Annotated in this window: 19 protein-coding genes and 1 pseudogene; 7 read left to right on the plus strand and 13 right to left on the minus strand. The window is 69.7% G+C overall.

Annotation, left to right across the window (positions count from 1 at the left end; genetic code table 11):
• Positions 1–64 precede the first annotated feature (64 nt).
• Entirely contained in the window at positions 65–472 is a 408-nt protein-coding gene (locus tag AC1D1T_RS17290) for a hypothetical protein (RefSeq protein ID WP_465111343.1), read from the plus strand.
• Positions 473–642: 170 nt separating this feature from the next.
• Here AC1D1T_RS17290 and AC1D1T_RS17295 read toward each other — a convergent pair whose 3' ends face one another.
• The 11 genes from AC1D1T_RS17295 to AC1D1T_RS17345 all read right to left on the minus strand — a co-directional run bounded on the left by AC1D1T_RS17295 (position 643) and on the right by AC1D1T_RS17345 (position 14,161).
• A complete protein-coding gene (locus AC1D1T_RS17295; RefSeq protein WP_465111342.1) occupies positions 643–1,401 on the minus strand; it encodes a class II glutamine amidotransferase in 759 nt (252 codons plus the stop codon).
• An 11-nt stretch (positions 1,402–1,412) separates the two neighbouring features.
• Positions 1,413–2,660 carry an NAD(P)/FAD-dependent oxidoreductase gene (locus AC1D1T_RS17300; RefSeq protein WP_047501368.1) on the minus strand — a complete coding sequence of 416 codons (1,248 nt, stop codon included), beginning with the start codon at positions 2,658–2,660 and terminating at the stop codon, positions 1,413–1,415.
• Positions 2,661–2,724: 64 nt separating this feature from the next.
• Positions 2,725–4,869 carry a xanthine dehydrogenase family protein molybdopterin-binding subunit gene (locus AC1D1T_RS17305; RefSeq protein ID WP_477840092.1) on the minus strand — a complete coding sequence of 715 codons (2,145 nt, stop codon included), beginning with the start codon at positions 4,867–4,869 and terminating at the stop codon, positions 2,725–2,727.
• A 10-nt stretch (positions 4,870–4,879) separates the two neighbouring features.
• Positions 4,880–5,347, minus strand: coding sequence for a (2Fe-2S)-binding protein (locus AC1D1T_RS17310; RefSeq protein WP_047501364.1), 468 nt, complete (start codon positions 5,345–5,347; stop codon positions 4,880–4,882).
• Positions 5,348–5,434: 87 nt separating this feature from the next.
• The gene (locus AC1D1T_RS17315; RefSeq protein ID WP_477840094.1) at positions 5,435–6,787 is read right to left on the minus strand and encodes a DHA2 family efflux MFS transporter permease subunit; all 1,353 of its coding nucleotides are present in this window, start codon (positions 6,785–6,787) and stop codon (positions 5,435–5,437) included.
• Between the two features lie 161 nt (positions 6,788–6,948).
• Positions 6,949–8,958 (minus strand): M13 family metallopeptidase, encoded by a 2,010-nt coding sequence (locus AC1D1T_RS17320; protein WP_477840090.1) that lies wholly within the window; start codon positions 8,956–8,958, stop codon positions 6,949–6,951.
• Between the two features lie 128 nt (positions 8,959–9,086).
• Positions 9,087–10,103, minus strand: coding sequence for a lipase secretion chaperone (locus tag AC1D1T_RS17325; RefSeq protein WP_477825981.1), 1,017 nt, complete (start codon positions 10,101–10,103; stop codon positions 9,087–9,089).
• On the minus strand, positions 10,100–11,098 hold the full coding sequence (locus AC1D1T_RS17330) for an esterase/lipase family protein (RefSeq protein WP_477825982.1): 999 nt from the start codon (positions 11,096–11,098) through the stop codon (positions 10,100–10,102). Before AC1D1T_RS17330 ends, AC1D1T_RS17325 begins: the two co-directional genes overlap by 4 nt.
• 193 nt (positions 11,099–11,291) lie before the next feature.
• Positions 11,292–11,582, minus strand: a complete 291-nt coding sequence (locus tag AC1D1T_RS17335; protein WP_465111336.1) for a nucleotidyltransferase family protein — start codon at positions 11,580–11,582, stop codon at positions 11,292–11,294.
• A 155-nt stretch (positions 11,583–11,737) separates the two neighbouring features.
• Positions 11,738–13,321 carry a malate synthase A gene (gene aceB / locus AC1D1T_RS17340; protein ID WP_477842955.1) on the minus strand — a complete coding sequence of 528 codons (1,584 nt, stop codon included), beginning with the start codon at positions 13,319–13,321 and terminating at the stop codon, positions 11,738–11,740.
• A gap of 99 nt (positions 13,322–13,420) precedes the next feature.
• Positions 13,421–14,161, minus strand: a complete 741-nt coding sequence (locus tag AC1D1T_RS17345) for an IclR family transcriptional regulator (protein ID WP_465111334.1) — start codon at positions 14,159–14,161, stop codon at positions 13,421–13,423.
• Between the two features lie 94 nt (positions 14,162–14,255).
• Here AC1D1T_RS17345 and AC1D1T_RS17350 point away from each other — a divergent pair, with 94 nt between their 5' ends.
• The 4 genes from AC1D1T_RS17350 to AC1D1T_RS17365 are packed head-to-tail and all read left to right on the plus strand — an operon-like array spanning position 14,256 to position 18,339.
• A complete protein-coding gene (locus AC1D1T_RS17350) occupies positions 14,256–15,203 on the plus strand; it encodes a hydroxymethylglutaryl-CoA lyase (RefSeq protein ID WP_477842957.1) in 948 nt (315 codons plus the stop codon).
• Positions 15,200–16,423 carry a CaiB/BaiF CoA transferase family protein gene (locus AC1D1T_RS17355; protein WP_477825985.1) on the plus strand — a complete coding sequence of 408 codons (1,224 nt, stop codon included), beginning with the start codon at positions 15,200–15,202 and terminating at the stop codon, positions 16,421–16,423. Before AC1D1T_RS17350 ends, AC1D1T_RS17355 begins: the two co-directional genes overlap by 4 nt.
• Entirely contained in the window at positions 16,420–17,391 is a 972-nt protein-coding gene (locus tag AC1D1T_RS17360) for a Bug family tripartite tricarboxylate transporter substrate binding protein (RefSeq protein WP_465111332.1), read from the plus strand. Before AC1D1T_RS17355 ends, AC1D1T_RS17360 begins: the two co-directional genes overlap by 4 nt.
• Positions 17,392–17,418: 27 nt before the next feature.
• A complete protein-coding gene (locus tag AC1D1T_RS17365) occupies positions 17,419–18,339 on the plus strand; it encodes a LysR family transcriptional regulator (RefSeq protein ID WP_477825546.1) in 921 nt (306 codons plus the stop codon).
• A gap of 1 nt (position 18,340) precedes the next feature.
• Here AC1D1T_RS17365 and AC1D1T_RS17370 read toward each other — a convergent pair whose 3' ends face one another.
• Positions 18,341–18,634 carry a hypothetical protein gene (locus AC1D1T_RS17370; RefSeq protein ID WP_047501349.1) on the minus strand — a complete coding sequence of 98 codons (294 nt, stop codon included), beginning with the start codon at positions 18,632–18,634 and terminating at the stop codon, positions 18,341–18,343.
• A gap of 130 nt (positions 18,635–18,764) precedes the next feature.
• Positions 18,765–20,126 carry a serine/threonine-protein kinase gene (locus tag AC1D1T_RS17375; protein WP_465111330.1) on the minus strand — a complete coding sequence of 454 codons (1,362 nt, stop codon included), beginning with the start codon at positions 20,124–20,126 and terminating at the stop codon, positions 18,765–18,767.
• A gap of 188 nt (positions 20,127–20,314) precedes the next feature.
• Here AC1D1T_RS17375 and argS point away from each other — a divergent pair, with 188 nt between their 5' ends.
• Both argS and AC1D1T_RS17385 read left to right on the plus strand, forming a co-directional pair.
• On the plus strand, positions 20,315–22,003 hold the full coding sequence (gene argS / locus AC1D1T_RS17380) for an arginine--tRNA ligase (RefSeq protein WP_477842516.1): 1,689 nt from the start codon (positions 20,315–20,317) through the stop codon (positions 22,001–22,003).
• Between the two features lie 10 nt (positions 22,004–22,013).
• Positions 22,014–22,274 (plus strand): annotated as a pseudogene (locus AC1D1T_RS17385) (SPOR domain-containing protein); the annotation flags it as partial.

The raw sequence follows: 22,274 nt of genomic DNA on the forward strand, positions 1-22,274 counted from the left end.
TTCTTAGCATCGCGCGACGTGCCCGGGCTGTTGGGGCCTTTCCAATCGACCCCAGGAGCCACTCATGGCATGTCTCTCTGCCAAGCGTCAGGCCGTAGCGCGCACGCAGTGGCTGTCGCTCGCGCTGCTGACGACAGCTCAGTGCTTCTGGATCAGCTTGATTGCCAGCCAGCAGAACGTCGTGCTGATCCTTCTCGTCTTCTTCGGAGCGCTGTTCGCTGCGAGGAAAACTGCGCGGCGCCGAGACACCGCACTGCGCGGATGGAAGTGTTGGGCAACCGGAGCCGTCACCGGCTATGTCGCGATGGTGCTGGCCATCGCGGTCTGCGAGTTGGCGCTGCGCGGCGCCTCATTCTTCGAGCGAAACTTTGTGCCGAATCTGTATTTCTTTCCGAGCCTCTCGCTGGGGTGGCTGTATGGCGGAATACTTTTCGGACTGACCGTTCCCAAGCCAGTTGCAACAGCTTCGTGAGCAGAGAATCCGTCGCTTGGCGTCTTGCTCTGGTGGCTGCATTGATTGCAGGGAGCCATTGGCTGTGGCGCACGCTCCAGATCGATTCCTGCCTGGACAACGGCGGGCGCTGGAACTACCCGCAATCGGCCTGCGAGTCCGCTTGAACGGTTGCGGGCCCGCCTGGGCGCTCAGCGCTCCACCACCCCGCCATTCACGAACACCTTCAGCTCCCCCGGCGCGAACGCCCGCCACGCCTCGTCCGCCGTCAGCGGCTCGGTGACGACCACCGCCACCCGATCCGCCGTCGTCGTCAGCTCGGCGAAGTCGACGCTCATGTCCTCGTCCTGCAACCGCGCCTTGCGGAACGGGTGCTCGCGCACCAGCCAGCTCAGCTTCGTCGAGCAGTGCGCCCACAGCGCCTGGCCATTGCTCAGCATGAAATTGAAGCTGCCGTGCGCCGCGACGCGCGGCACCAGCTCGGCCAGCGTGGCCGTCAGCTCGCCGACCGGCGGCAGGTCCGCATGCGCCTTCGAGAGCTCCTGCATCAGCCAGCAGAACGCGCGCTCGCTGTCGGTGCTGCCCACCGGGCGGAACGCCGCGTGCAGCCGCGGCTGGTAGTCCTTCAGGTCGCCGTTGTGCGCGAACACCCAGTAGCGGCCCCACAGCTCGCGCACGAACGGGTGCGTGTTCTCCAGCGCGACCACGCCCTGGGTCGCCTTGCGGATGTGCGCGATGACGTTGTGGCTGCGGATCGGGTAGTGCCGGATCATCTCGGCCACCGGCGACAGCCGCGCGCTCTGCGCATCGACGAACAGCCGTGTGCCTGCGCCTTCGAAGAACGCGATGCCGAAACCGTCCTTGTGTTCCTCGGCACGGGTCGAGAACCCGGTGAAGCTGAACATCAGGTCGGTCGGCGTGTTGGCATTCATGCCCAGCAGCTGGCACATCGCTCCACCCTCTATTCCAGGAACAGGCGCTTGACGCCCTTCAGGCTCAGCAGGGTACCCGGATTGCTGGTCTCGTTCAGCACGCCGCTCATCCGCTCGCGCAGCCGCGCACTGCGCTGCGCGCGCCAGATCACCAGGTCGGCCAGCCACGGGTGGGCGTTGATGCCGTTCGCCCGCTCATACAGCGCGAAGCGCGGCTGCAGCGCACGCAACGCCGCTTCGTAGCGGCTGCGCACCGCGTCGTCGTCGGCGTGCCGGCCGGCCAGCACGGCCTCGGCCGCCAGCAGGCCGGTCTCCATCGCCTTGCCGATGCCCTCGCCGGTGAACGAGTAGGTGCTGCCGGCCGCCTCGCCGGTCACCAGCAGGCCCGGGCGCGAGAACGCCGCGCCCTGCAGCGTGCAGCGCAGCGGCGCTCCCTTCAGCGGGCCCTGCAGCTCGCCGCCGGCCAGCAGCGCGCGGGCCGGCTCGTAGAACTCACAGAAGCTCGCGAACATCTGCCGCAGGTTCACGTCGAGCTTGTTGTGGCGGCCGTCGGCGCCGCTGCGGTGGCTGTTCGCCACGCCCACGCCGACGTTGAACACGCCGTCGCGGCATGGAAAGATCCAGCCGTAGCCGGGGCGCAGCCGGCGGTCCCACACCACGTCGAGCGCACGCAGCCGGTCTGCCATCGCCGGGTTGCGGATGTAGGTGCGCATCGCGATGCCGCTGGGCGTCTGGCGCTCGCACACGCCGGCGGCGATCAGCGCCTGCGGCACCGCGCCGGTGGCCAGCAGCACCCAGCGGGCGTGGATCTCGCGCTTCGCCTCGCCATGGCTCAGCGTCGCCCCGCTCACGCGGCCGGCCGCATCGTGCCGCAAGGCCTCGAAGTGGGCCGGGGCGAACATCTTCGCGCCGGCCCGCACCGCGGCGCGGCACAGGATCTGGTCGAGCTCGCGGCGCGGCAGCACCGCCAGCGTGCCGGGCACGTCGACCCGTCCGCCGCGCGGGCCGATGCAGCCGACGTGCCGCGCCGGCTGGGCCTGCGCCATCACCTCGTCGAGCACACCCAGCCGCGCGAGCGCCGCATGCGCATCGGGGATCAGCCCGTCGCCGCAGACCTTGTCGCGCGGAAAGCGGTGCTGGTCGACCAGCACGGTGTCGACGCCGGCGCGTGCCAGCCATTGCGCCGCCGCACTGCCGGCCGGGCCGGCCCCGACGACAAGCACCTCGCAACGTTCAGGCAGGTCGGTCAGGGGCGTGTTCTGGGTCGGCAGCGGCATCGGTCAGCTTGCGGGCTCGGGGAAGCCCGCAAGGATACCCGCGCCCTGCCCGCCTCCGACGCGGTCAGGCGCTCTGGATGTTCTCCGGCGTGAACGGCATCTTGCGCAGCCGCTTGCCCGTGGCCGCGAACACCGCGTTGCCCACCGCCGGCCCGATCAGCGCCGTTGCCGGCTCGCCGATCCCGCCCGGCTTCTCGGTGCTCGGCACCAGCGTGATGTCGATCACCGGCGATTCGTTCAGCCGCAGCAGCCGGTACTGGTGGAAGTTGGTCTGCTGCACCCGGCCCTTCTCGAGCGTGATCTCGCCGAACAGCGCCGCCGTCAGCCCGAACACGATGCTCGACTGGATCTGCGCCTCCACCGTGTCGGGGTTGACCATGCGCCCGAGATCGGCCGCCACCGTCACCTTGTGCACCTGCACCTCGCCGTTGGCGACCGAGATCTCCGCCACCTGGGCCATGTAGGTGTCGTAGCCCTCCATCAGCGCGATGCCGCGGAAGCGCCCGGCCGGCGCCGCGCGGCCCCAGCCGCCGCGGTCGGCCGCGATCTTCAGCACGTTGGCGAAGCGCGGCTGGCCGCCCAGCAGCGACAGCCGGTAGGCGAGCGGGTCCTGCCCCGCCGCGACCGCCAGCTCGTCGATGAAGGTTTCGTTCGCGAACGCATTCAGCGCATGGCTGACCGAGCGCCAGTAGCCGACGCGCAGCCCCGCGTCATGCTTGACGATGTCGTGCCGCGAGGCCGGCACCGCGTAGCCGGCGACCGCCGCCTCGGTCATCAGCGGGTCCTGCACATCGGCCGGCAGGCCGAACACGCGGCCGGTGATCGATTGCGAACTCATCCGGAAGGTCATCGCGGTCGGCTTGCCGTCGGGCCCGATCGCCGCGGCCAGCCGGTGCACCGATTGCGGCCGGTAGAAATCGTGCGTCATGTCGTCTTCGCGCGTCCACAGCAGCTTCACCGGCTTGTTGACCGCCTTCGAGATCTGCGCGGCCTGGATGATGAAGTCGATGTCGATGCGCCGCCCGAACCCGCCGCCAAGGAAGGTGGTGCGCAGGCTCACGTTCTCCGGCGGCACGCCGACCACCTTGGCCACGGTGGCGGCCGCGGCGTCCTGCCACTGCGTCGGGCCGATCAGGTCGACCCGGTTGTCATGCACGTGCGCGGTGAAGTTCATCGGCTCGAGCGGCGAATGCGACAGCAGCGGCATCGTGTACTCGGCGCGGATCACCTTGCTTGCCTTCGCGATCTCGGCATCCGCATCCCCCACCGCCTTCAGCGGCAGCACCTTGCCGGACGTGAGCCCGCCGCGCGTGCTCTCCAGCATCGAGGTGTGGGTCAGCGCCGCGCCGGGGCCTTCGTCCCAGACGACGGTCAGGCCCTCGCGCGCCGTCTTCGCATGCCACCAGGTGTCCGCCACGATCGCGACACCATCGGGGATCTGCACCACGTCGATCACGCCGGGCATCGTCTTCGCCTTGGCCGCGTCGAAGCTCTTCACCGTGCCGCCGATCACCGGGCACTGCTCGAGCGACGCGTAGACCATGCCGGGCAGCTTCACGTCGATGCCGAATTCGGCGGTGCCGTTCACCTTGGACGGCGTGTCCAGCCGGCGCGTCGGCTTGCCGACGATCTTGAAATCCTTCGGGTCCTTCAGCACCACCTTGTCGGGCACCGGCAGCTTCGAGGCCGCGGCGGCCAGCTGGCCATAGGTGGCCTTCCTGCCCTTCGGGCCGATCACCCGGCCGTTCTCGGCGCGCAGCTGCGATTCCGGGATGTTCCATTTTTGAGCAGCGGCGCTGATCAGCATCATGCGCACCTGGGCGCCGGCGATGCGCAGCTTCTCCCAGCCGTCGCGCACCGAGCTCGAGCCGCCGGTGAGCTGCGGGCCGCCGAGCAGCGCGTTGCCGTAGAGCTTCTGGTTCGGCGGCGCGATCGACACCTTGATCGCGCGGATGTCGACGTTCAGCTCCTCGGCGATCAGCATCGGCATCGAGGTGTAGACGCCCTGCCCCATCTCGGAGCGGGCCGACAGCAGCGTGATGGTGTTGTCGTCGGCGATGTGCACCCAGGCGTTCGGCGTGTACAGCATGCCGGCCGCGTTGGCGTCGGAGACGGCACCGGGCAGCGCGACGCCCAGCATCAGGCCGCCGCTGGTCAGCGCCGAGCTCTGCAGGAAACCGCGCCGTGTGAGACTTGTCATCTTGGTCATGGCGGTCTCCTCAGGCCTTGTGCTGCAGGTCCGCGGCCGCGCTCTTGATCGCGGCGCGGATGCGTGGGTAGGTGCCGCAGCGGCAGATGTTGCCGCTCATCGCGGCGTCGATCTCGGCATCGCTCGGGTTCTTGTTCTGCTTCAGCAGCGCGGCCGCGCTCATCAGCTGGCCGGACTGGCAGTAGCCGCACTGCGGCACGTCGTGCTTGATCCACGCCACCTGCAACGGGTGGGTGTTGTTGCGCGACAGGCTCTCCACCGTCGCGACCGACTTGCCGGCGACGGCCGACACCGGCGTCTGGCACGAGCGCACCGGCTGGCCGTCCAGGTGCACGGTGCAGGCACCGCACAGCGCCATGCCGCAGCCGTACTTGGTGCCGGTCAGGCCGATCTCGTCGCGGATCACCCACAGCAGCGGGGTGTCGGGCTCGGCCTTCACGTCGACCGACTTGCCGTTGATCTTGAAGCGTGTGCTCACGGGTTGTCTCCTGGGGTTCCTGTGCAAGAAACCCAGGATCGCGCTCGGCGCGCCCACTGTCTGCCCGAGGGAAACCCGAAGGCCGGATCAGTCCTTCGCGGGCGCCATCCGCCACGCCGCGATCACCGCCAGTGCGCTGATCGCCCCCAGCAACCCGAAGGTCTCGTGGAAGGCCCGCAGCGGCGCCTCGGCATGCACGCCGAGCCGCCACTGCAGCACGATCCCGACGATGCTGATGCCCACCGCCCCGCCGAGCTGGCGCAGGAAGTTGATCGTGCTCGAGCCGTGCGAGATCAGCTCGCTCGGCAGCCCGCGCATCGCGCCGAGGTTCAGCGACGGCAGCACCAGCCCGAGCCCGATGCGCCCGACCACCGCCCACAGCGTGATCAGCCACAGCGCGGTGGCGAAGCCCACCGTCAGCATCAGCCAGAACGACGCCGCCAGCAGCAGCACGCCGGCCGCCACGACGCGGCTCACCGGCAGCCGGTCGGCCAGCCGGCCGGCCAGCGGGATGGTGATCGCGAGCACGATGCCCGCCGGCAGCAGCACCGCGCCGGCCTGCGACGGCGGCAGCTTCAGCGCGATCTGCATGAAGACCGGCACCAGGTAGGTGGAGCCGAACAGCGCCATGCCGTAGATGAAGGCGACCCAGCCGCCCATCGAGAACGAGCGGAAGTTGAACAGCCCGAGCCGCATGATCGGGTTGTCGCTGCGCCGCTGGCGCGCGACGAACACGACACCCGCGCCCATGGCGACCGCCAGCAGCACGACCGCCGTCAGGTGTGTCGCGTCATGCAGGTGCACGAGCCCGTTCAGCAGCGCGAGCACCGCCACCGTCAGCAGCGCGAGGCCCCCCACGTCGAGCTTGCGGTCGTGCTGGTTGACGTGCGCACCACCCGGCGAGCTGTGCGGCAGGTAGCGCGCGGCCATCGCGAGCGCGACCAGGCAGAACGGCACCACCACGAAGAAGATCGAGCGCCAGCCGAAGGCCTCGACCAGCACGCCGCCGATGCTCGGCCCGATCGCCGGTGCGAGCACGACGCCGAAGCCGAAGATGCCCATTGCCTTGCCCTGCTCATGGCGCTGGAACGCATGCAGCACGATGATCGCGGGGATGGGTTGCAGCACGCCGGCCGACAGGCCTTCAAGCACCCGCATCGCGAGCACCCATTCGAAGCTCGTCCCGAGCCCGCCGCCGATGCCGCCCAGCATCAGCAGCAGCACCGCGCCGAAGTAGCTGCTGCGGTAGCCGAAGCGGTCGAGCACCCACGGCGTGACCAGCATCGAGACCGTCATCGCCGCCATGAAGCCGGCCGACAGCCACTGCGCGCGCTCCTGGCCGAGCCCGAAGCGATGGCTGATGTCGGGCACCGCGACGTTGATGATGGTCGAGGCCATGATCGACGCCATCGTGCCGATCATGACCGTCAGCAGCACCATCCAGCGGTAGCGCTCGCCGAACCTCTCGCGCAGTTGGACGAGGGAGGCCGGCGACTGCGAGGGCGTGGTCAATGGAAGTACCTTCGTGCTACGCACTGCGGTATTCGCCCTTGGGGCGGCCCGGCGTGCTCATGCCCCCCAGTTTCGCACCGGTCGCGCGATCACCAGATCGAGACGCGCTTCTCCGGCGGCAGGTACATCTTGTCGCCCGCCTTCACGCCGAAGGTCGAGTAGTAGCCCGGGTGGTTGCGCACCGTGCCGTTGGCGCGGATCTCCTCCGGCGAATGCGGGTCCGACTTGAGCTGCTGCACCAGCGCCTGGTCGCGCGTCTTGCCGCGCCACACCTGCGCGAAGCCGAGGAAGAAGCGCTCGTCGCCGCTCAGCCCGTCGATCGCGAGCGGCGGCTGGCCGTTCAGCGACAGGTGGTAGGCCTTGTAGGCGATCTCCAGTCCCGAGTTGTCGGCGATGTTCTCGCCCAGCGTCAGCTCGCCGTTGACCTTGTAGCCCGGCACCGGCTCGAACGCGCCGTACTGCTCGACCAGGATGCTGGTCTTGGCTTCGAAACGCTTGCGGTCTTCGGCGGTCCACCATTCGCGCAGGTTGCCCAGCCCGTCGAAGCGGCTGCCTTCGTCGTCGAAGCCGTGGCTGATCTCGTGGCCGATCACTGCGCCGATGCCGCCGTAGTTGGCCGCGTCGTCGGCGGTCGGGTCGAAGAACGGCGGCTGCAGGATCGACGCCGGGAACACGATCTCGTTCATCGTCGGGTTGTAGTACGCGTTGACGGTCTGCGGCGTCATGAACCATTCGTCGCGGTCGACCGGCTTGCCGAGCTTGGCCACTTCGCGTGCATCGGCCAGCAGGCGCGCGCGCATGACGTTGCCGACCAGGTCGTCACGGCGGATCTGCAGCCGGCTGTAGTCCTTCCACTTCTTCGGGTAGCCGATCTTCGGCACGAAGGTCGCGAGCTTGGCCTGCGCCTGCTTCTTGGTGTCCGGGCCCATCCAGTCGAGCGTGTCGATGCTCTGCTTGTAGGCGGCCAGCAGGTTGCCGACCAGCTTCTCCATCCTGTCCTTCGACTCGGGCGGGAAGTACTTCGCGACGTAGACCTTGCCCAGGCTCTCGCCGATCGAACGCTCGACGACGCCGACGCCGCGCTTCCAGCGCGGGCGGTTCTCGGTGGTACCGCTCAGCACCGTGCCGGTGAACGCGAACTGGGCGTCGACGAACTCCTTGCTGAGGTACGGCGCGAACGAGATCAGCAGCCGCGTCTTCGCATAGGCCTTCCAGGTGGCCAGCGGCTGCGACTGCAGCAGCGCGCTCATGCCCTTGAAGTAGCTCGGCTGGCGCACGATCACGTCGGGCGTCTTGCCGGCGATGCCGGCATCGGCGAGCCAGGCCTTCCAGTCGAGGGCCGGCGCGAGCTTCGGCAGGTCTTTCTGCTGCACCGGGTTGTAGCTCTTGACGGCATCGCGGTTCTCGACGCGCGTCCACTGCACGCGGGCCAGCTCGGTCTCGAGCGCGAGCACCGCGCGGGCGCTGGCCTCGGCGTGGGACTCGCCGGCCAGCGTGAGCAGCCTGGTGATCAGCTCGACGTACTTGGCGCGCGCCTCCTTGAAGCGGGCGTCGTCTTCCTTCAGGTAGTAGTCGCGGTCGGGCAGGCCCAGGCCGCCCTGGCTCAGGTAGGTGACGTAGCGGGTCGATTCCTTCGCGTCCTGGTCGATCTCGGCGTTCACCGCCGAGGCGACGCCGAGCCGGCCGTGGCGCGCCATCAGCACGCTGAGCTGCTTGCGGGTGCGCACCGCGTCGATCGCGGCGAGTTCGCCGGCCAGCGGCTTGACGCCGAGCTTCTCGAGCGCCGCTTCGTCCATGAAGCTCGCGTACAGGTCGCCGATCTTCTTCGCGTCGGCATCGCCGCCGTTCTTCGCCGCGTCTTCGATCAGGCCGCGCAGCTTCGCGAGCGTGCCTTCCTGGATCTGCTCGAAGGCGCCGATGTAGGCCTTGTCGGCCGGCATCGGCGTGTCGCGCAGCCAGGCGCCGTTCATGTGGCGGAACAGGTCGTCCTGCGGGCGGACGGCGTTGTCCATGCCGCTGCGGTCGATGCCGGAACGGGGCGCCTCGGTCTGGGCGTGGACGGCGCCGGCGAGCAGCGCGGTGGCGAGGGCAGCACACAAGGCAGCCCGTCGGGGGCGATGAGGCAGAAGATGCAAGTGAAGCTCCTGGCGGCCGGATGGACCGCGGTGGTCGAGGGGGCGCCCGATCGGCGCTGCCGTACTCTACAGGCGCCCCGCTCGTCCCGGGCTCACGGTGCGACGGAACGCAGGATGGCGTGGGCGCGTTGCAGTTCCGTACCGCTGAAACGCCGGGCCAGCTCGTCCTGCAGCGCCTGCTCGCGCTGCGGCGCCGACAGCTCCGGGCGCTGCGCGATCGCCTGCAGCGCGGCGCGGGCGTCGGCGATCCGCTGCTCCCAGTGCGCCCAGGCTGCATCCTCGGCGCGCAGGCGCTCGGCGCCCTCCGCGCCGAACTGCGCGCTGCGGGCGGCGTGCAGCTCGGGCGTCTGCGTGGCGGCATCCGGCGTCAGCAGCGAAGGCGACGGTGCCGCCGGCGCGGCGGGCGCTGCGCTGCGCCGGGCCGCCAGGGCCGCGAAGTCGCGCTCCTCGTCGGCATAGAAGGCCTGCGCCCACGGCGCGCCGAGCAGGTCGCGGCGCACTTTCGAGCGCTCGGCCATCACGCCGGCCCAGCTGGCCGGATCGTCCGGCTTCCAGGCGGTCTCGAAGCGACGCTGCTGCAGCGCGAGGTAGCGGTCCCAGACGTCGAGCACCTGGCGCGCGGCGTCGATGCCGCGCTCGAGCGTCAGCTGCTGCTCGATCCAGTGGCGCAGCTCGGCCGGCTCGACCTCGCCGGTGCCGGTCAGCAGGTAGTCGAAGCGGCGGCGCAGCGACAGGCCGGGCTGCAGCCGGTCGCCGGCCCAGGTGCCCCAGTCGCCATCGAGGTCTGTGCCGCGCAGCGAGCCGTCGACCCACAGCCGGGCGACGTGCGCTGCCGCGGCTTCCGCGGCCCGCGCGGCGGCCTCGTTGTAGGCGGCGGCATCGGTCGGCACGCCGGCGGCGAACGGGTTGTCGCGCCATTCGGTGAAGCGGGGTTCGGCCGGGCGGGCGGCGTGCGTCGACGACGGCGCGAGCCGCCAGGCGACGACGCCGATCACCAGGCAGACGCCGGCCACCGAGAGTGCGAACAGCGAGGCCGGCCGGTCGTGAAGCAGAAAGCCTTCGTGCTTCGCACTGCGGCGTTCGCCCTTGGGGCGGCCCGGCGGGCTCACAGCCCGGCCGCCCTCAGGCGGTTCGCCTGGCTGCGGTAGAAGGCCACCGGGTCCTGCGCGAACAGCCCGCGGATGCCGAACGCCTGGTTCACCTCGTCGAGGTGGTTCCAGGCGTAGTTGTCCTTCAGCACGATGCCCCAGTGGCTGGAGCACTGGCCGACCAGCCCGTCGTTCTGCTCGAAGCCGAAGAACACGCTGGTGGCGGCGAGCAGGCCGTCGCTCACGTCGAACACGTTGGTCAGCACGCTGGTGCCGCCGACCGACCAGTAGCGCACGCCGTTGACGACCGCCGCGCCCTGGCCGCAGGGCGTGGTGGGCGCGGCCTGCGGGAAGCGGCGGTTGAAATCGGCGGCGCCGGCGGTGTTCAGCGACTGCAGCGCACCCAGCGAGTCCTGCGGCAGGCTCGGCGAGCCGGAGAGGAACGAGATCGTCGCGGCCAGCGCATTCGCGATCGCGGCGGCGGCGCCGGTGGTGCCGGTCCACGAGGTGATGCCCTGGATCGCATCGGCCGTCTTGCTGCCGGTGTGCGGCGCGCCGACCGTGGTGACGGAGGCGATCAGCTCGGGGGCGACGGCGGCGACGTAGCGGATGGTCGGGCCGCCGTGGCTGTGGCCGATCAGGTTGAACTTCTGATGGCCGTAGGCCGCCTTCAGCGCGCGCAGTTCGCGCAGCAGCTGCTCGCCGCGCGCCTCGCTGGAGTTGGCGGCCGACACGCTGGGCGTGTAGACGGTGGCACCGCCGGCGCGCAGCGCCGACGGGATGCCGTAGAAGTAGTCGACCGGCCCGATCGCATCGAAGCCGAGCAGGCCGTGCACCATCACGATCGGGTACTGCGTCTTCGTGTAGGTGTCGGCGGCGCGCGCCTCGGGCGCGGCACCGAACGCGAGGCCGGCGGCCAGCGCGATGGCGCCGAGCGCGCGCGGCAGCGACGCGGACCGAAACCGGGAACGCCATGGGAAGGGCAGCCGCGGCACGCGGCAGATCGGCAAGTTCATCGAGATGTCTCCTGAAGGTTCTGGGTATGTCGTGCGCCCGCCGGCATCGATGCCAGTCGGGTGCGCACGCGGGACCGAACATCCTGCGAACTGCCTGCAAAACATGCGGCCGACGCGGAGTCTCGAACGAACGTTCGTCTTTTAGAAGAGGGTTGGCACGGAGAGGGGGGAGGGACTTTCCCGGAGGGCGACCTCAGACGAGGATGGCGTCCCGTTCGACGAACGGCCGCAACTCAGATCTCAACGCTTTGTCGCTGACCAGGTCGACGGGACGACCGAGCAGGTCCTCCAGATAGAACTGCAATCCGAAGTAGCGGGTCGAAGTGGCCGGCCCATCGAATCTGACCAGCAGATCGACATCGCTCTCGGCGTTCGACTGCTGGCGGGCGAGCGAGCCGAACAACACGAGCCGCGTCACGCCGAAGCGATCTTGCAGCTCCGTCTTGTGCAGCCGCAGCACGGCCAAGGTGTCGGCACAATCCATCGCTCGATCATGCAGCAGCGGCCTGCAGTGCGTCCAACACGCAGACCCTGGCGCGTGCATCCGCACGATCCAGCGAACCCGGCGGATCCGGCTCTGCCGGTCCGCTCGGGTTGCCCCCTTGAGGGGGTGGCGCGCAGCGCCTCGGGGGTGGGTGATCAGATTTCCTCGTACAACGGCAGCGTCAGGAATTCGGCGAACTCCTCCTGCGTGCTCATCTGCGTGAAGATCTCCGCCGCCCGGTCGAACTTGCCTTCGAAGCCGCCGGCCTTGATCTTCGCGAGCTCTTCCGGCACCAGCGCGCGCACCAGCTCGGCCGTGACCTTGCGGCCGTCGTCGAGCGTGCCCTTCGGCGAGCGGATCCACTGCCACACCTGCGAGCGGCTGATCTCGGCGGTGGCCGCATCCTCCATCAGGTTGTGGATCGGCACGCAGCCGTTGCCGGCCAGCCAGGCACCCAGGTAGTGGATGCCGACGTTGATGTTCATGCGCAGCCCGTGCTCGGTGATCGGCGCCTCGGGCTGGAAGTCCAGCAGGTCAGCGGCACTGACCTTCACGTCGGGCCGCTGCTTGTCGAACTGGTTCGGCCGGTCGCCGAGCACCGCCATGAACTCCTTCATCGCCGGCTCCACCAGCCCCGGGTGCGCGACCCAGCCGCCGTCGTAGCCGTCGGTCGCGTCGCGCTTCTTGTCGGCGATGATCCCGGCCATCGCGATCGCGTTCTTCTCGGGGTCGTTCTTGATCGGAATCAGCGCGCTCATGCCGCCCATCGCAGGCGCGCCGCGCTTGTGGCAAGTCTGCAGCAGCAGCAGCGCGTAGGCGCGCATGAACGGCGCGGTCATCGTGACCTTCGCGCGGTCGGCCAGGCAGAAGTTGCGGTCGACCTTGAACTTCTTGATGCAGCTGAAGATGTAGTCCCAGCGGCCGGCATTCAGCCCGGCGCTGTGCTCGCGCAGCTCGTACAGGATCTCGTCCATCTCGAAGGCCGCGAGGATGGTCTCGATCAGCACCGTCGCCTTGATCGTGCCCTGCGGCAGCCCGAGCTCGGCCTGCGTCATCACGAACACGTCGTTCCACAGGCGCGCCTCGAGGTGGCTCTCCATCTTCGGCAGGTAGAAGTACGGGCCGGCACCGCGCGCCAGCTGTTCCTTCGCGTTGTGGAACATGAACAGCGCGAAGTCGAAGATGCCGCCGTGCACGCGCTGGCCATCCACCGTGACGTGCTTCTCGTCGAGGTGCCAGCCGCGCGGGCGCACCTGCAGCGTCGCGATCTGGTCGTTGAGCCGGTAGGTCTTGCCCTTGGATTCGAGCGTCAGCGTGCGGCGGATCGCCTGCGACAGGTTGATCTGCCCCTGGATCTGGTTCGACCACGATGGCGAGTTGCTGTCCTCGAAGTCCGTCATGTAGCTGTCGGCGCCGGAGTTGAACGCGTTGATCACCATCTTCGCGTCGACCGGGCCGGTGATCTCGACGCGCCGGCAGTGCAGCGCCTTCGGGATCGGCGCGACCTTCCAGTCGCCGGCGCGGATGTGCGCCGTCTCGGGCAGGAAATCGGGGCGCTCGCCGGCATCCAGCCGCTGCGTGCGCTCGACCCGCGCGGCCAGCAGCTGCTGCCGGCGCGGCTCGGAGGCCCGGTGCAGCTTGGCGACCAGCTCCAGCGCCGGCAGCGTCAGCACCGTCTCGAAGCCCGGCAGGATGGGCGCGTTGATCTGCATGCCGCGCGGCAGGGGAAGGTTGCTCATGGGGAATCTCCTCGGAATCGAATCTCCGCACTCTATTGGAGACTTGGGTGAAGATTAAGAGCCTGAGAATTCGATGATTCGTGACTTTGGCGCTACCAATCAATCCGGGAATCGCCCGCCGAGCTGCTTCGTCAGCGCGACGGCCGCTGCGCGCACCGGCGCCACGTGGGCCTCGGTGTAGCGCTGGGTCGGCATCGTCAGCGTCAGCGCACCGGCCAGCGCGCCGGTGGCATCGAACACCGGTGACGAGATGCCGGCCACGCCCTCGCTGCGGTCGTCGGCCAGGCCGATCACGCCGTCGCGGCGAATGCGCTTGCTGATCGCGTCGCCCGGCAACGCGCCCGATGCCGACGGCGCGTGGGCGCTGATGACGCGCCCGCCCGCACCGCGCTTCAGCGGCAGCACGTCGCCGGCACGGATGTGGTCGCGGATCGGCTGCGGCGAATCGACGCGGTACAGGCACAGCCGCATGTCGTTCTGCCGCACGTGGAAGGCCGCGCTCTCGCGGGTGAGGCCGGCCAGTTGCCGCAGCACCGGCATCACGACGGCCTCGAGCGAGAACGCCGCGGCATGCGCCGCCTGCAGCCGGATCGACGCCGCGCCGGCGGCATAGCGCCCGTCGGCCAGCCGCTGCACCAGCCCGGCGTGCTCCAGCGACGCGAGCAGCCGCAGCGCGGTGCTCTTGTGCAGCCGCGTGCGCTGCGACAGCTCGGCCAGCGACAGCATCGGCTGCGCGCTGTCGAACGCCATCAGCAGGCTGAGCGCGCGGTCGACCGCGGCAGCACCGCCGGGTGCGGCATGTTCGTCGGCGACCGAGGCCTGGGCAGCTTTGCGAGGCATGGGCTCCTCGTTGTCGCCATTGACTTGCGTCCGGACGACATCGATACTTGAATTCAAAGGAAAGAATATCGTTCTATCTTATGAAATCATCATCATGAGCGCAAGCCCCCTGCCCCCGCCCGCGGTGTTGCCCGCCGTGTTGATCAGCGAAGTCGGCCCGCGCGATGGCCTGCAGAGCATCGAGCGCGTGATGCCGACCGCTGACAAGCTGCGCTGGATCGATGCGCTGCATGCCGCCGGCCTGCGCGAGATCGAGGTCGGCTCGTTCGTGCCGGCGCGCCTGCTGCCGCAGATGGCCGACGTGGCCGAGGTCGTCGCGCACGCGCTGACGCTGCCGGGCCTCACCGTGATGGCACTGGTGCCGAACCTGCGCGGCGCCGAAGCCGCCCTCGCGGCCGGCGTGCACAAGCTGACGCTGCCGGTGTCGGCGAGCAGCTCGCATTCGCTGGCGAACGTGCGCAAGACGCCGCTGGAGATGATCGAGGCGCTGCGCTCGATCGCCGAGTTGCGCGACGAGACGGCACCCGGCGTGCGCATCGAGGCCGGCATCTCGACCGCGTTCGGCTGCACGATCGAAGGCCGGGTGTCCGAAGACGCGGTGATCCGCCTGGCCGCGCAGGCCATCGCCGCGGGCGCCGACGAATCGGGCCTGTCGGACACCACCGGCATGGGCAACCCGGCCCAGGTGAAGCGGCTGTTCACGCGGCTGCGCGCCGAGATCGGCGAGCACGCCGGGGCCGCCCACCTGCACAACACGCGCGGCCTCGGCCTCGCCAACTGCCTGGCCGCCTTCGAGGCCGGCGTGCGCGTCTTCGACAGTTCGCTCGCCGGCCTGGGTGGCTGCCCGTACGCACCCGGCGCGTCGGGCAACGTCGTCACCGAAGACCTCGTGTTCATGTTCGAGGCGATGGGCGTGCGCACCGGCGTCGACCTGCCCCGGCTGATGCGCTCGCGCGAGGTGCTGCAGCAGTCGCTCGCCGGCGAGCCGCTGTACGGCCACACGCCGCAGGCCGGGCTGCCGCTCGGCTTCGTCGCCGCATGAGCAACAGCAACAACTTGCCGCTGACCGGCATCCGCGTCATCGAGTTCACCCACATGGTGATGGGGCCGAGCTGCGGCATGGTGCTGGCCGACCTGGGGGCCGAGGTCATCAAGGTGGAACCGCTCGCGGGCGACGCCACGCGGCGCCTGCAGGGCTCGGGCGCCGGCTTCTTCCCGATGTTCAACCGCAACAAGAAGAGCCTCGCGATCGACGTGCGGCAGCCGCGCGGGCTCGAGCTGGTGCTGAAGCTGGTCGCGACGGCCGACGTGTTCTGCGAGAACTTCAAGCCCGGCGGCATGGCGGCGCTCGGGCTCGGCCACGCCAGCCTCGCGGCACTGAACCCCCGCCTGGTCTACGTCTCGCACAAGGGCTTCCTGCCCGGCCCCTACGAGCACCGCACCGCGCTCGACGAGGTGGTGCAGATGATGGGCGGCCTCGCCTACATGACCGGGCCGCCCGGCCAGCCGCTGCGCGCCGGCAGCAGCGTCAACGACATCATGGGCGGCCTGTTCGGCGCGATCGGCGCGCTGGCGGCGCTCGCGCAGCGCGCGACGACAGGCCGCGGCCAGGAAGTGCAGAGCGCGCTGTTCGAGAACAACGTGCTGCTGGTCGCGCAGCACATGATGCAGTTCGCGGTCACCGGCCGGCCGGCCGCGCCGATGCCCAGCCGCATCCCGGCCTGGGGCGTCTACGACATCTTCGAGGTGGCCGGCGGCGAGCAGATCTTCCTCGCGGTGGTGTCCGACGGCCAGTGGGCGGGCCTGTGCGAGGCGTTCGGCTTCGCCGACCTGAAGGACGACCCGCGCCTCGCGACCAACAACCTGCGCGTCACCGCGCGCGACTGGATGATGCCGCTGCTGCGCGAGCGCATGGCGGCCCACCGCGCGGCCGAGATCGGTGCGCGCTTCGAGGCCCGCGGCCTGCCGTGGGCGCCGATCACGCGGCCGCACGACCTGTTCGACGACCCGCACCTGCAGGCCACCGGCGGCCTCGCGCCGGTCAGGCTGCCCGATGGCCGCAGCACCCGCACGCCGCTGTTGCCGATCACGCTCGACGGACAGCGCCCACCGCTGCGCAGCGACCCGCCGGCGATCGGCGAGCACACCGAGGCGCTGCTGCAGTCGCTCGGGCTCGACGCCGCGCAGATCCTCGCGCTGCGCACCGACGGCGTGATCGCACCCTCTCACCCCGAACAACCCCCCGGAGACACGCCCCGATGAACCCGCTGCGCCGCACCCTTCTCGCCGGCCTGCCAGCCCTGGCCGCCTGGCCCGCGCCGGCCCAGGCCACCTTCCCCGGCCAGCCGATCCGCCTGGTCGTGCCGTTCCCGCCGGCCGGCGCGACCGACGTGGTGTCGCGCCTGATCACCGGCAAGATCAGCGCCGACACCGGCTGGAACTTCGTCGTCGACAACCGGGCCGGGGCCGGCGGCAACATCGGCCTCGACGCCGTCGCGAAGGCCGCGGCCGACGGCTACACGCTCGGCATGGGCCAGACCGCCAACCTCGCGGTGAACCCGGCGCTGCTCGCGAAGATGCCGTTCGATCCGCTGAAGGATTTCGCGCCGGTCGCGCTGGTGGCCTCGCTGCCGGTGGTGCTGGTGGTGCGCACCGAATCGCCGCACACGTCGCTGGCGTCGGTGGTCTCGGCCGCGAAGGCCAAGCCCGGCGTGCTGCTGCAGGCGCTGGCTTCGAACGGCACGGTCGGCCACCTTGCGGGCGAGATGTTCGGCCGGCTCGCCGGCGTCAGCTTCACCAACGTGCCGTACAAGGGCGCCGGCCCGGCGCTGACCGACCTGATCGGCGGCCAGACCGACTTCATGTTCGGCACGCCGCAGGCCGTCACCGCGCTGGTGCGCGGCGGCAAGCTGCGGGCGCTGGCCGTCACGTCGGCGCGCCGGCTGCCGGTGATGCCCGAGGTGCCGACCATCGCCGAATCGGGCTGGGCCGGCTTCGAGGCGACCGACTGGAAGGGCCTGGTCGCGCCCGCCGCGACGCCGCGCGACGTGGTGCGCAAGCTCAATGCAGCGGTCAACCGCGCGCTCGGCCGGGCCGACACGCTGGCGGCGCTGCTGGCCGACGGCAGCGCGCCGATGGGCGGCACGCCGGAGCAGTTCGCGCAGTTCCTGAAGGCAGAGCACACGCGCTGGGGCAAGGTCGTCCGCGACGCTGGCATCAAACCAGATTGATGACTTCGGCGCGCATAATCGCCGCCCATGGACCGGCTAAAGCAGATCGAATCGTTCGTATCGGTCGCTGCCAAGGGCAGTTTGACGGCCGCCGCCCATGCCGAGGGCGTCGCGCCGGCGGTCATCGGCCGGCGCATCGATGCGCTGGAAGAGCGGCTGGGCGTCAAGCTGCTGGTGCGCACGACGCGCCGCATCACGCTGACGCACGAGGGCAGCGCCTTCCTCGAAGACTGCCAGCGGCTGCTGGCCGACCTGGCGAATGCCGAATCGAGCGTCAGCGCCGGCGGCATCAAGGCGGCCGGCTACCTGCGCCTGACGGCACCGGCCGGCTTCGGCCGCCGCCACGTCGCGCCGCTGGTGCCGCGCTTCCTCGCGCTGCATCCCGAGGTCAGCGTCTCGCTGAACCTGAGCGACCGGCTGGTCGACATCGTCAACGAGGGCGTCGATTGCGCGGTGCGGGTCGGCGAGCTGCCCGACAGCAGCCTGGTCAGCGTGCGGCTGGCCGACAACCGCCGGCTGTGCGTCGCGACGCCGGACTACCTGAAGCGCGCCGGCACGCCGCGCACGCCGCAGGAGCTGTCGCACCATGAATGCCTGACGCTGAGCAGCGATGCGAGCCAGACGCGCGGCTGGGCCTTCACGATCGACGGCCAAGTGCAGCACCTGCGGCTGAACGGCCGGCTCGATTGCAGCGACGGCCAGGTCCTGCACGACTGGTGCCTGGCCGGGCTCGGCATTGCGTGGCGCTCGACCTGGGAGGTCGAGGGCGAGGTCGCGAGCGGCGCGCTGGTCAGCATGCTCGACGCCTACGCCGCGCCGCCGAACGGCATCTACGCCGTGTTCCCGCAGCGCAAGCACCTGCCGCTGCGGGTGCGGCTGTGGATCGATTTCCTGAAGCGGACCTACGGCGATGCCCGCTATTGGCAGGACACCGCAGGCCCGGCCTGACTCACTTCGCCGCCGAGGCGGCGGCGGCCGGGGCCGACGCGTCCTTCGTGCACTTCTTGACGAAGCTGTTCTTCGCCGCGCCCTTCAGCTTCTTGTCGGCGGCCTGCGTTTCGCACGCAGCGCCCGCGCCGCTGGCCTTGGCCTCGCGCTCGCATTTCTTCATGAAGCTGTTCTTGGCCGCGCCGGCCAGCTTCTTGTCGGTCGCCTTCGACTCGCAGGTTGCCGCATCGGCCGCGAACGCCACGTTGGACAGCGCGATCAGGCCCAGGGCCACCAGGGTGCTCAGTTTCTTCATGGGATTCCTCCGGGGTGCGGCGAACGGTGTGTCGCCGGCCCGGATTGAAGCACCGAGCCCGAATGTGATCAAGCGTGAGCTTGAGTCAACATGAATCTCTCTATGTCGCTTTATGTCACCGATACCGGTGTCACATGATGCGCCGCGGGTGGGCGAGCGCCTCGTGCGCCGCATGCAGCCGGCGCACCAGCACGCGGATGAACGCCTCGTCGAACAGGTGGCGGCAGCCCGGGCTGACCTGGGCCAGCGTGTCGGGCGTGAAGGTGATCGTGGTGGCCGATTCGGTGACGATCACGTCGGTGCTGTGGCGGCGCAGCTCGGCGCTCGGCGCGAGGTAGACCATCTCGCCCACCGAGGTGCCGGCGCCGAGCTGCGCGACCTTCGTGCCTTCGCGGAAGACCTCGACCTCGCCCTGCGCAATGATGTGGAAGTTGCGCGTTTCCTCGCCGCGCCGGTACAGCGCATGGCCGAAGGTGTAGCGCTGCCACTTGGCGCGGTGCACCACCTCCCACAGCTCGACATCGCCGAAGTTGGAGAAGAAGTCGAGCGTGCGCAGCAGGTTGAAGCGCTCCGAATCGAGCACGCCCTGCAACTGGCCGCGCGGCACCTGGTGGTTGACGATCAGCCCGGACAGCGCCTGCGCGAACTCGTCCCAGCTCGCATAGCGGTCGTCGGCACGCTTGGCCAGCGCCCGCAGGATCACGGCATCGACGCCCTCGCCGACGCCCGAGCGCAGCTGGCTCGGCGGCATCGGCATCGCGTTGTAGACCTGGTTCATCATCGCCGACTGCGACGGCGCGTCGAAGGGCGGGCGCCCGGCGATCAGGTGGTACAGCACCGCGCCGAGCGAATACATGTCGGCCCGGCTGTCGAGCGAGGCGCCGTCGAGCTGCTCCGGCGCCATGTAGGCCAGCGAGCCGACGCGGTAGACCTGCGTTGTCTCGGCCGACATGTTCAGCACGCTGCCGAAGTCGGTCACCTTCACGTCGGTGATGCTGCCGTTGGTGATCACCGCCAGGATGTTGGCCGGCTTCACGTCGCGGTGCACCAGGCCCTGGCGGAACACGTAGCCGAGCGCCATCGCGCACTTGAAGCCGATTTCGACGATCAGCTCCAGCGGCAGCAGCTGGTCGGCCCGGCAATACTGGCGCAGCGTGTGGCCCGACACGTACTCCATCACCAGGTAGGACTCGTTCGGGTCGGCCACCGCGTCGAAGATCTGCACCACGTTCGGGTGCTGCAGCCGGCCGACCAGGGCGGCCTCGGCCGCGAAGAAGCGCTCGAAGAAACGGCCGTCGGTCGGATCGTTGACCGCACCCAGGCGCACCCGCTTGATCGCGACGTCGCGCTGGTGGAACTCGTCACGCGCGAGGAACACCTCGCTGGTGGCGCCCTCGCCGAGCCGGCGCAGCACCGGGTATTTGCCGACCTGGGCCGGCAACGGCAAGCCGGAGACGGTGGCGGGTTCGGACGTGGCGAGCGGAAGACTCATGGGTGATGCGTTGTCGGCACGGTAATGCCGAAGGGCCCGAGGACCGAGAGTGGCATCTTGGCACCGCCGCCACACCTCAGTGTGCCAAATTGAACACCAAAGTGGGTGTAAATCCGAACTTGCGGGATGGGTCGCCCCCCGCCGGGTTTCCCCGAGGACACCGGCGAGGCCCACTTAGAATCGCCGCCATGATCCAAGCCAAACAGGAACTGCTGCAGGCGCTGGCCGCGGCGGTTGCCGATGTCCACCCCGGCAGCAGCGTGCCGATCGCCTTCGAATTGCCCAAGCAGGCCTCGCACGGCGACTTCGCGGTGACGCTCGCGATGCAGCTGGCCAAGCCGCTGAAGAAGAACCCCCGCGAACTGGCCCAGGCCCTGGTCGACGCACTGAACCGGCAGCCCGCGGTGCAGCGCCACGTCGAGGCGCTCGAGATCGCCGGCCCCGGCTTCATCAACCTGCGGCTCAAGGCCGCTGCCAAGCAGTCGGTGATCGGCGAGATCCTGGCGGCCGGCCCGGCCTTCGGCAACCAGCCGCCGGTCGACCGGCGCGTGATGGTGGAGTTCGTCTCGGCCAACCCGACCGGCCCGCTGCACGTCGGGCACGGCCGCCAGGCCGCGCTGGGCGACGCGATCTGCAGCCTGCTCGCCACGCAGGGCTGGCAGGTCACGCGCGAGTTCTATTACAACGACGCCGGCGTGCAGATCGCGACGCTGGCGAGCACCACGCAGGCTCGCATCAAGGGCCTGAAGCCCGGCGACGCGGGTTGGCCCGAGCCGGCCTACAACGGTGAGTACATCGCCGACATCGCGGCCGATTTCCTCGCGAAGAAGACCGTCAGGTCGGACGACCGCGAGTTCACCGCGTCGGGCGACCCCGACGACCTCGACAGCATCCGCCAGTTCGCGGTGGCCTACCTGCGGCACGAACAAGACCTGGACCTGCAGGCCTTCGGCGTGCGCTTCGACAACTACTTCCTCGAATCCAGCCTGTACAGCAGCGGGCGCGTGGAACAGACCGTCTCCAAGCTGAAGGCGGCCGGCAAGACCTTCGAGGAAGGCGGCGCACTGTGGCTGCGCAGCACCGACTACGGTGACGACAAGGACCGCGTGATGCGCAAGTCCGACGGCACCTACACCTACTTCGTGCCCGACGTGGCGTACCACATCAACAAGTGGGAGCGCGGTTTCACCAAGGTGGTCAACATCCAGGGCACCGACCACCACGGCACCATCGCGCGCGTGCGTGCCGGGCTGCAGGGCGTGGGCGAGAACATCCCCGCCGGCTACCCCGACTACGTGCTGAACAAGATGGTCACCGTGATGCGCGGCGGCGAGGAGGTGAAGATCTCCAAGCGCGCCGGCGGCTACGTGACGCTGCGCGACCTGATCGACTGGACCAGCCGCGACGCGGTGCGCTTCTTCATGATCAGCCGCAAGGCCGACACCGAGTTCACCTTCGACGTCGACCTGGCCCTGAAGCAGAACGACGAGAACCCGGTGTTCTACGTGCAGTACGCCCATGCGCGCATCAGCAAGGTGCTGCGCGACTGGGTGGCCGAGCACGGCGGCGACCTCGAGGCACTGAAAGGTGCCGACCTGTCGCTGCTGGCCGCGCCGACCGAGGCGGCCCTGCTGCTGAAGCTGGCCGAGTACCCCGACATGCTGACCCACGCGGCCGCCGACCTGGCGCCGCACGACGTCACCTTCTACCTGCGCGACGTCGCCAGCGCCTTCCACAGCTATTACGCGGCCGAGCGCTTCCTGCTGGCCGACAACGCCAACCTGACGCGCGCCCGCCTCGCGCTGCTGGCCGCCACTGCCCAGGTGCTGCGCAATGCGCTGCAGGTGCTGGGCGTGGCCGCCCCCGACCGGATGTGATGGAGAACGCATGAAAAGCCAACGTGGCGGTTTTGTAATGGGCCTGATCATCGGCCTGCTGATCGGCCTGGCGCTCGCGCTGGGCGTCGCGCTGTACATCGCGAAGGTGCCGGTGCCCTTCATCAACAAGGTGCCGCAGCGCACCGCCGAGCAGGACGCGGCCGAAACCGAGAAAAACAAGAACTGGGACCCGAACGGCTCGCTGTCGGGCAAGACGCCGGTGCGGCAGGGCAGCCAGGCCGCCAGCGGCGTCGTCGGTGCACCCGTGCCG

Source organism: Rhizobacter sp. P2_H3, from assembly GCF_056403355.1.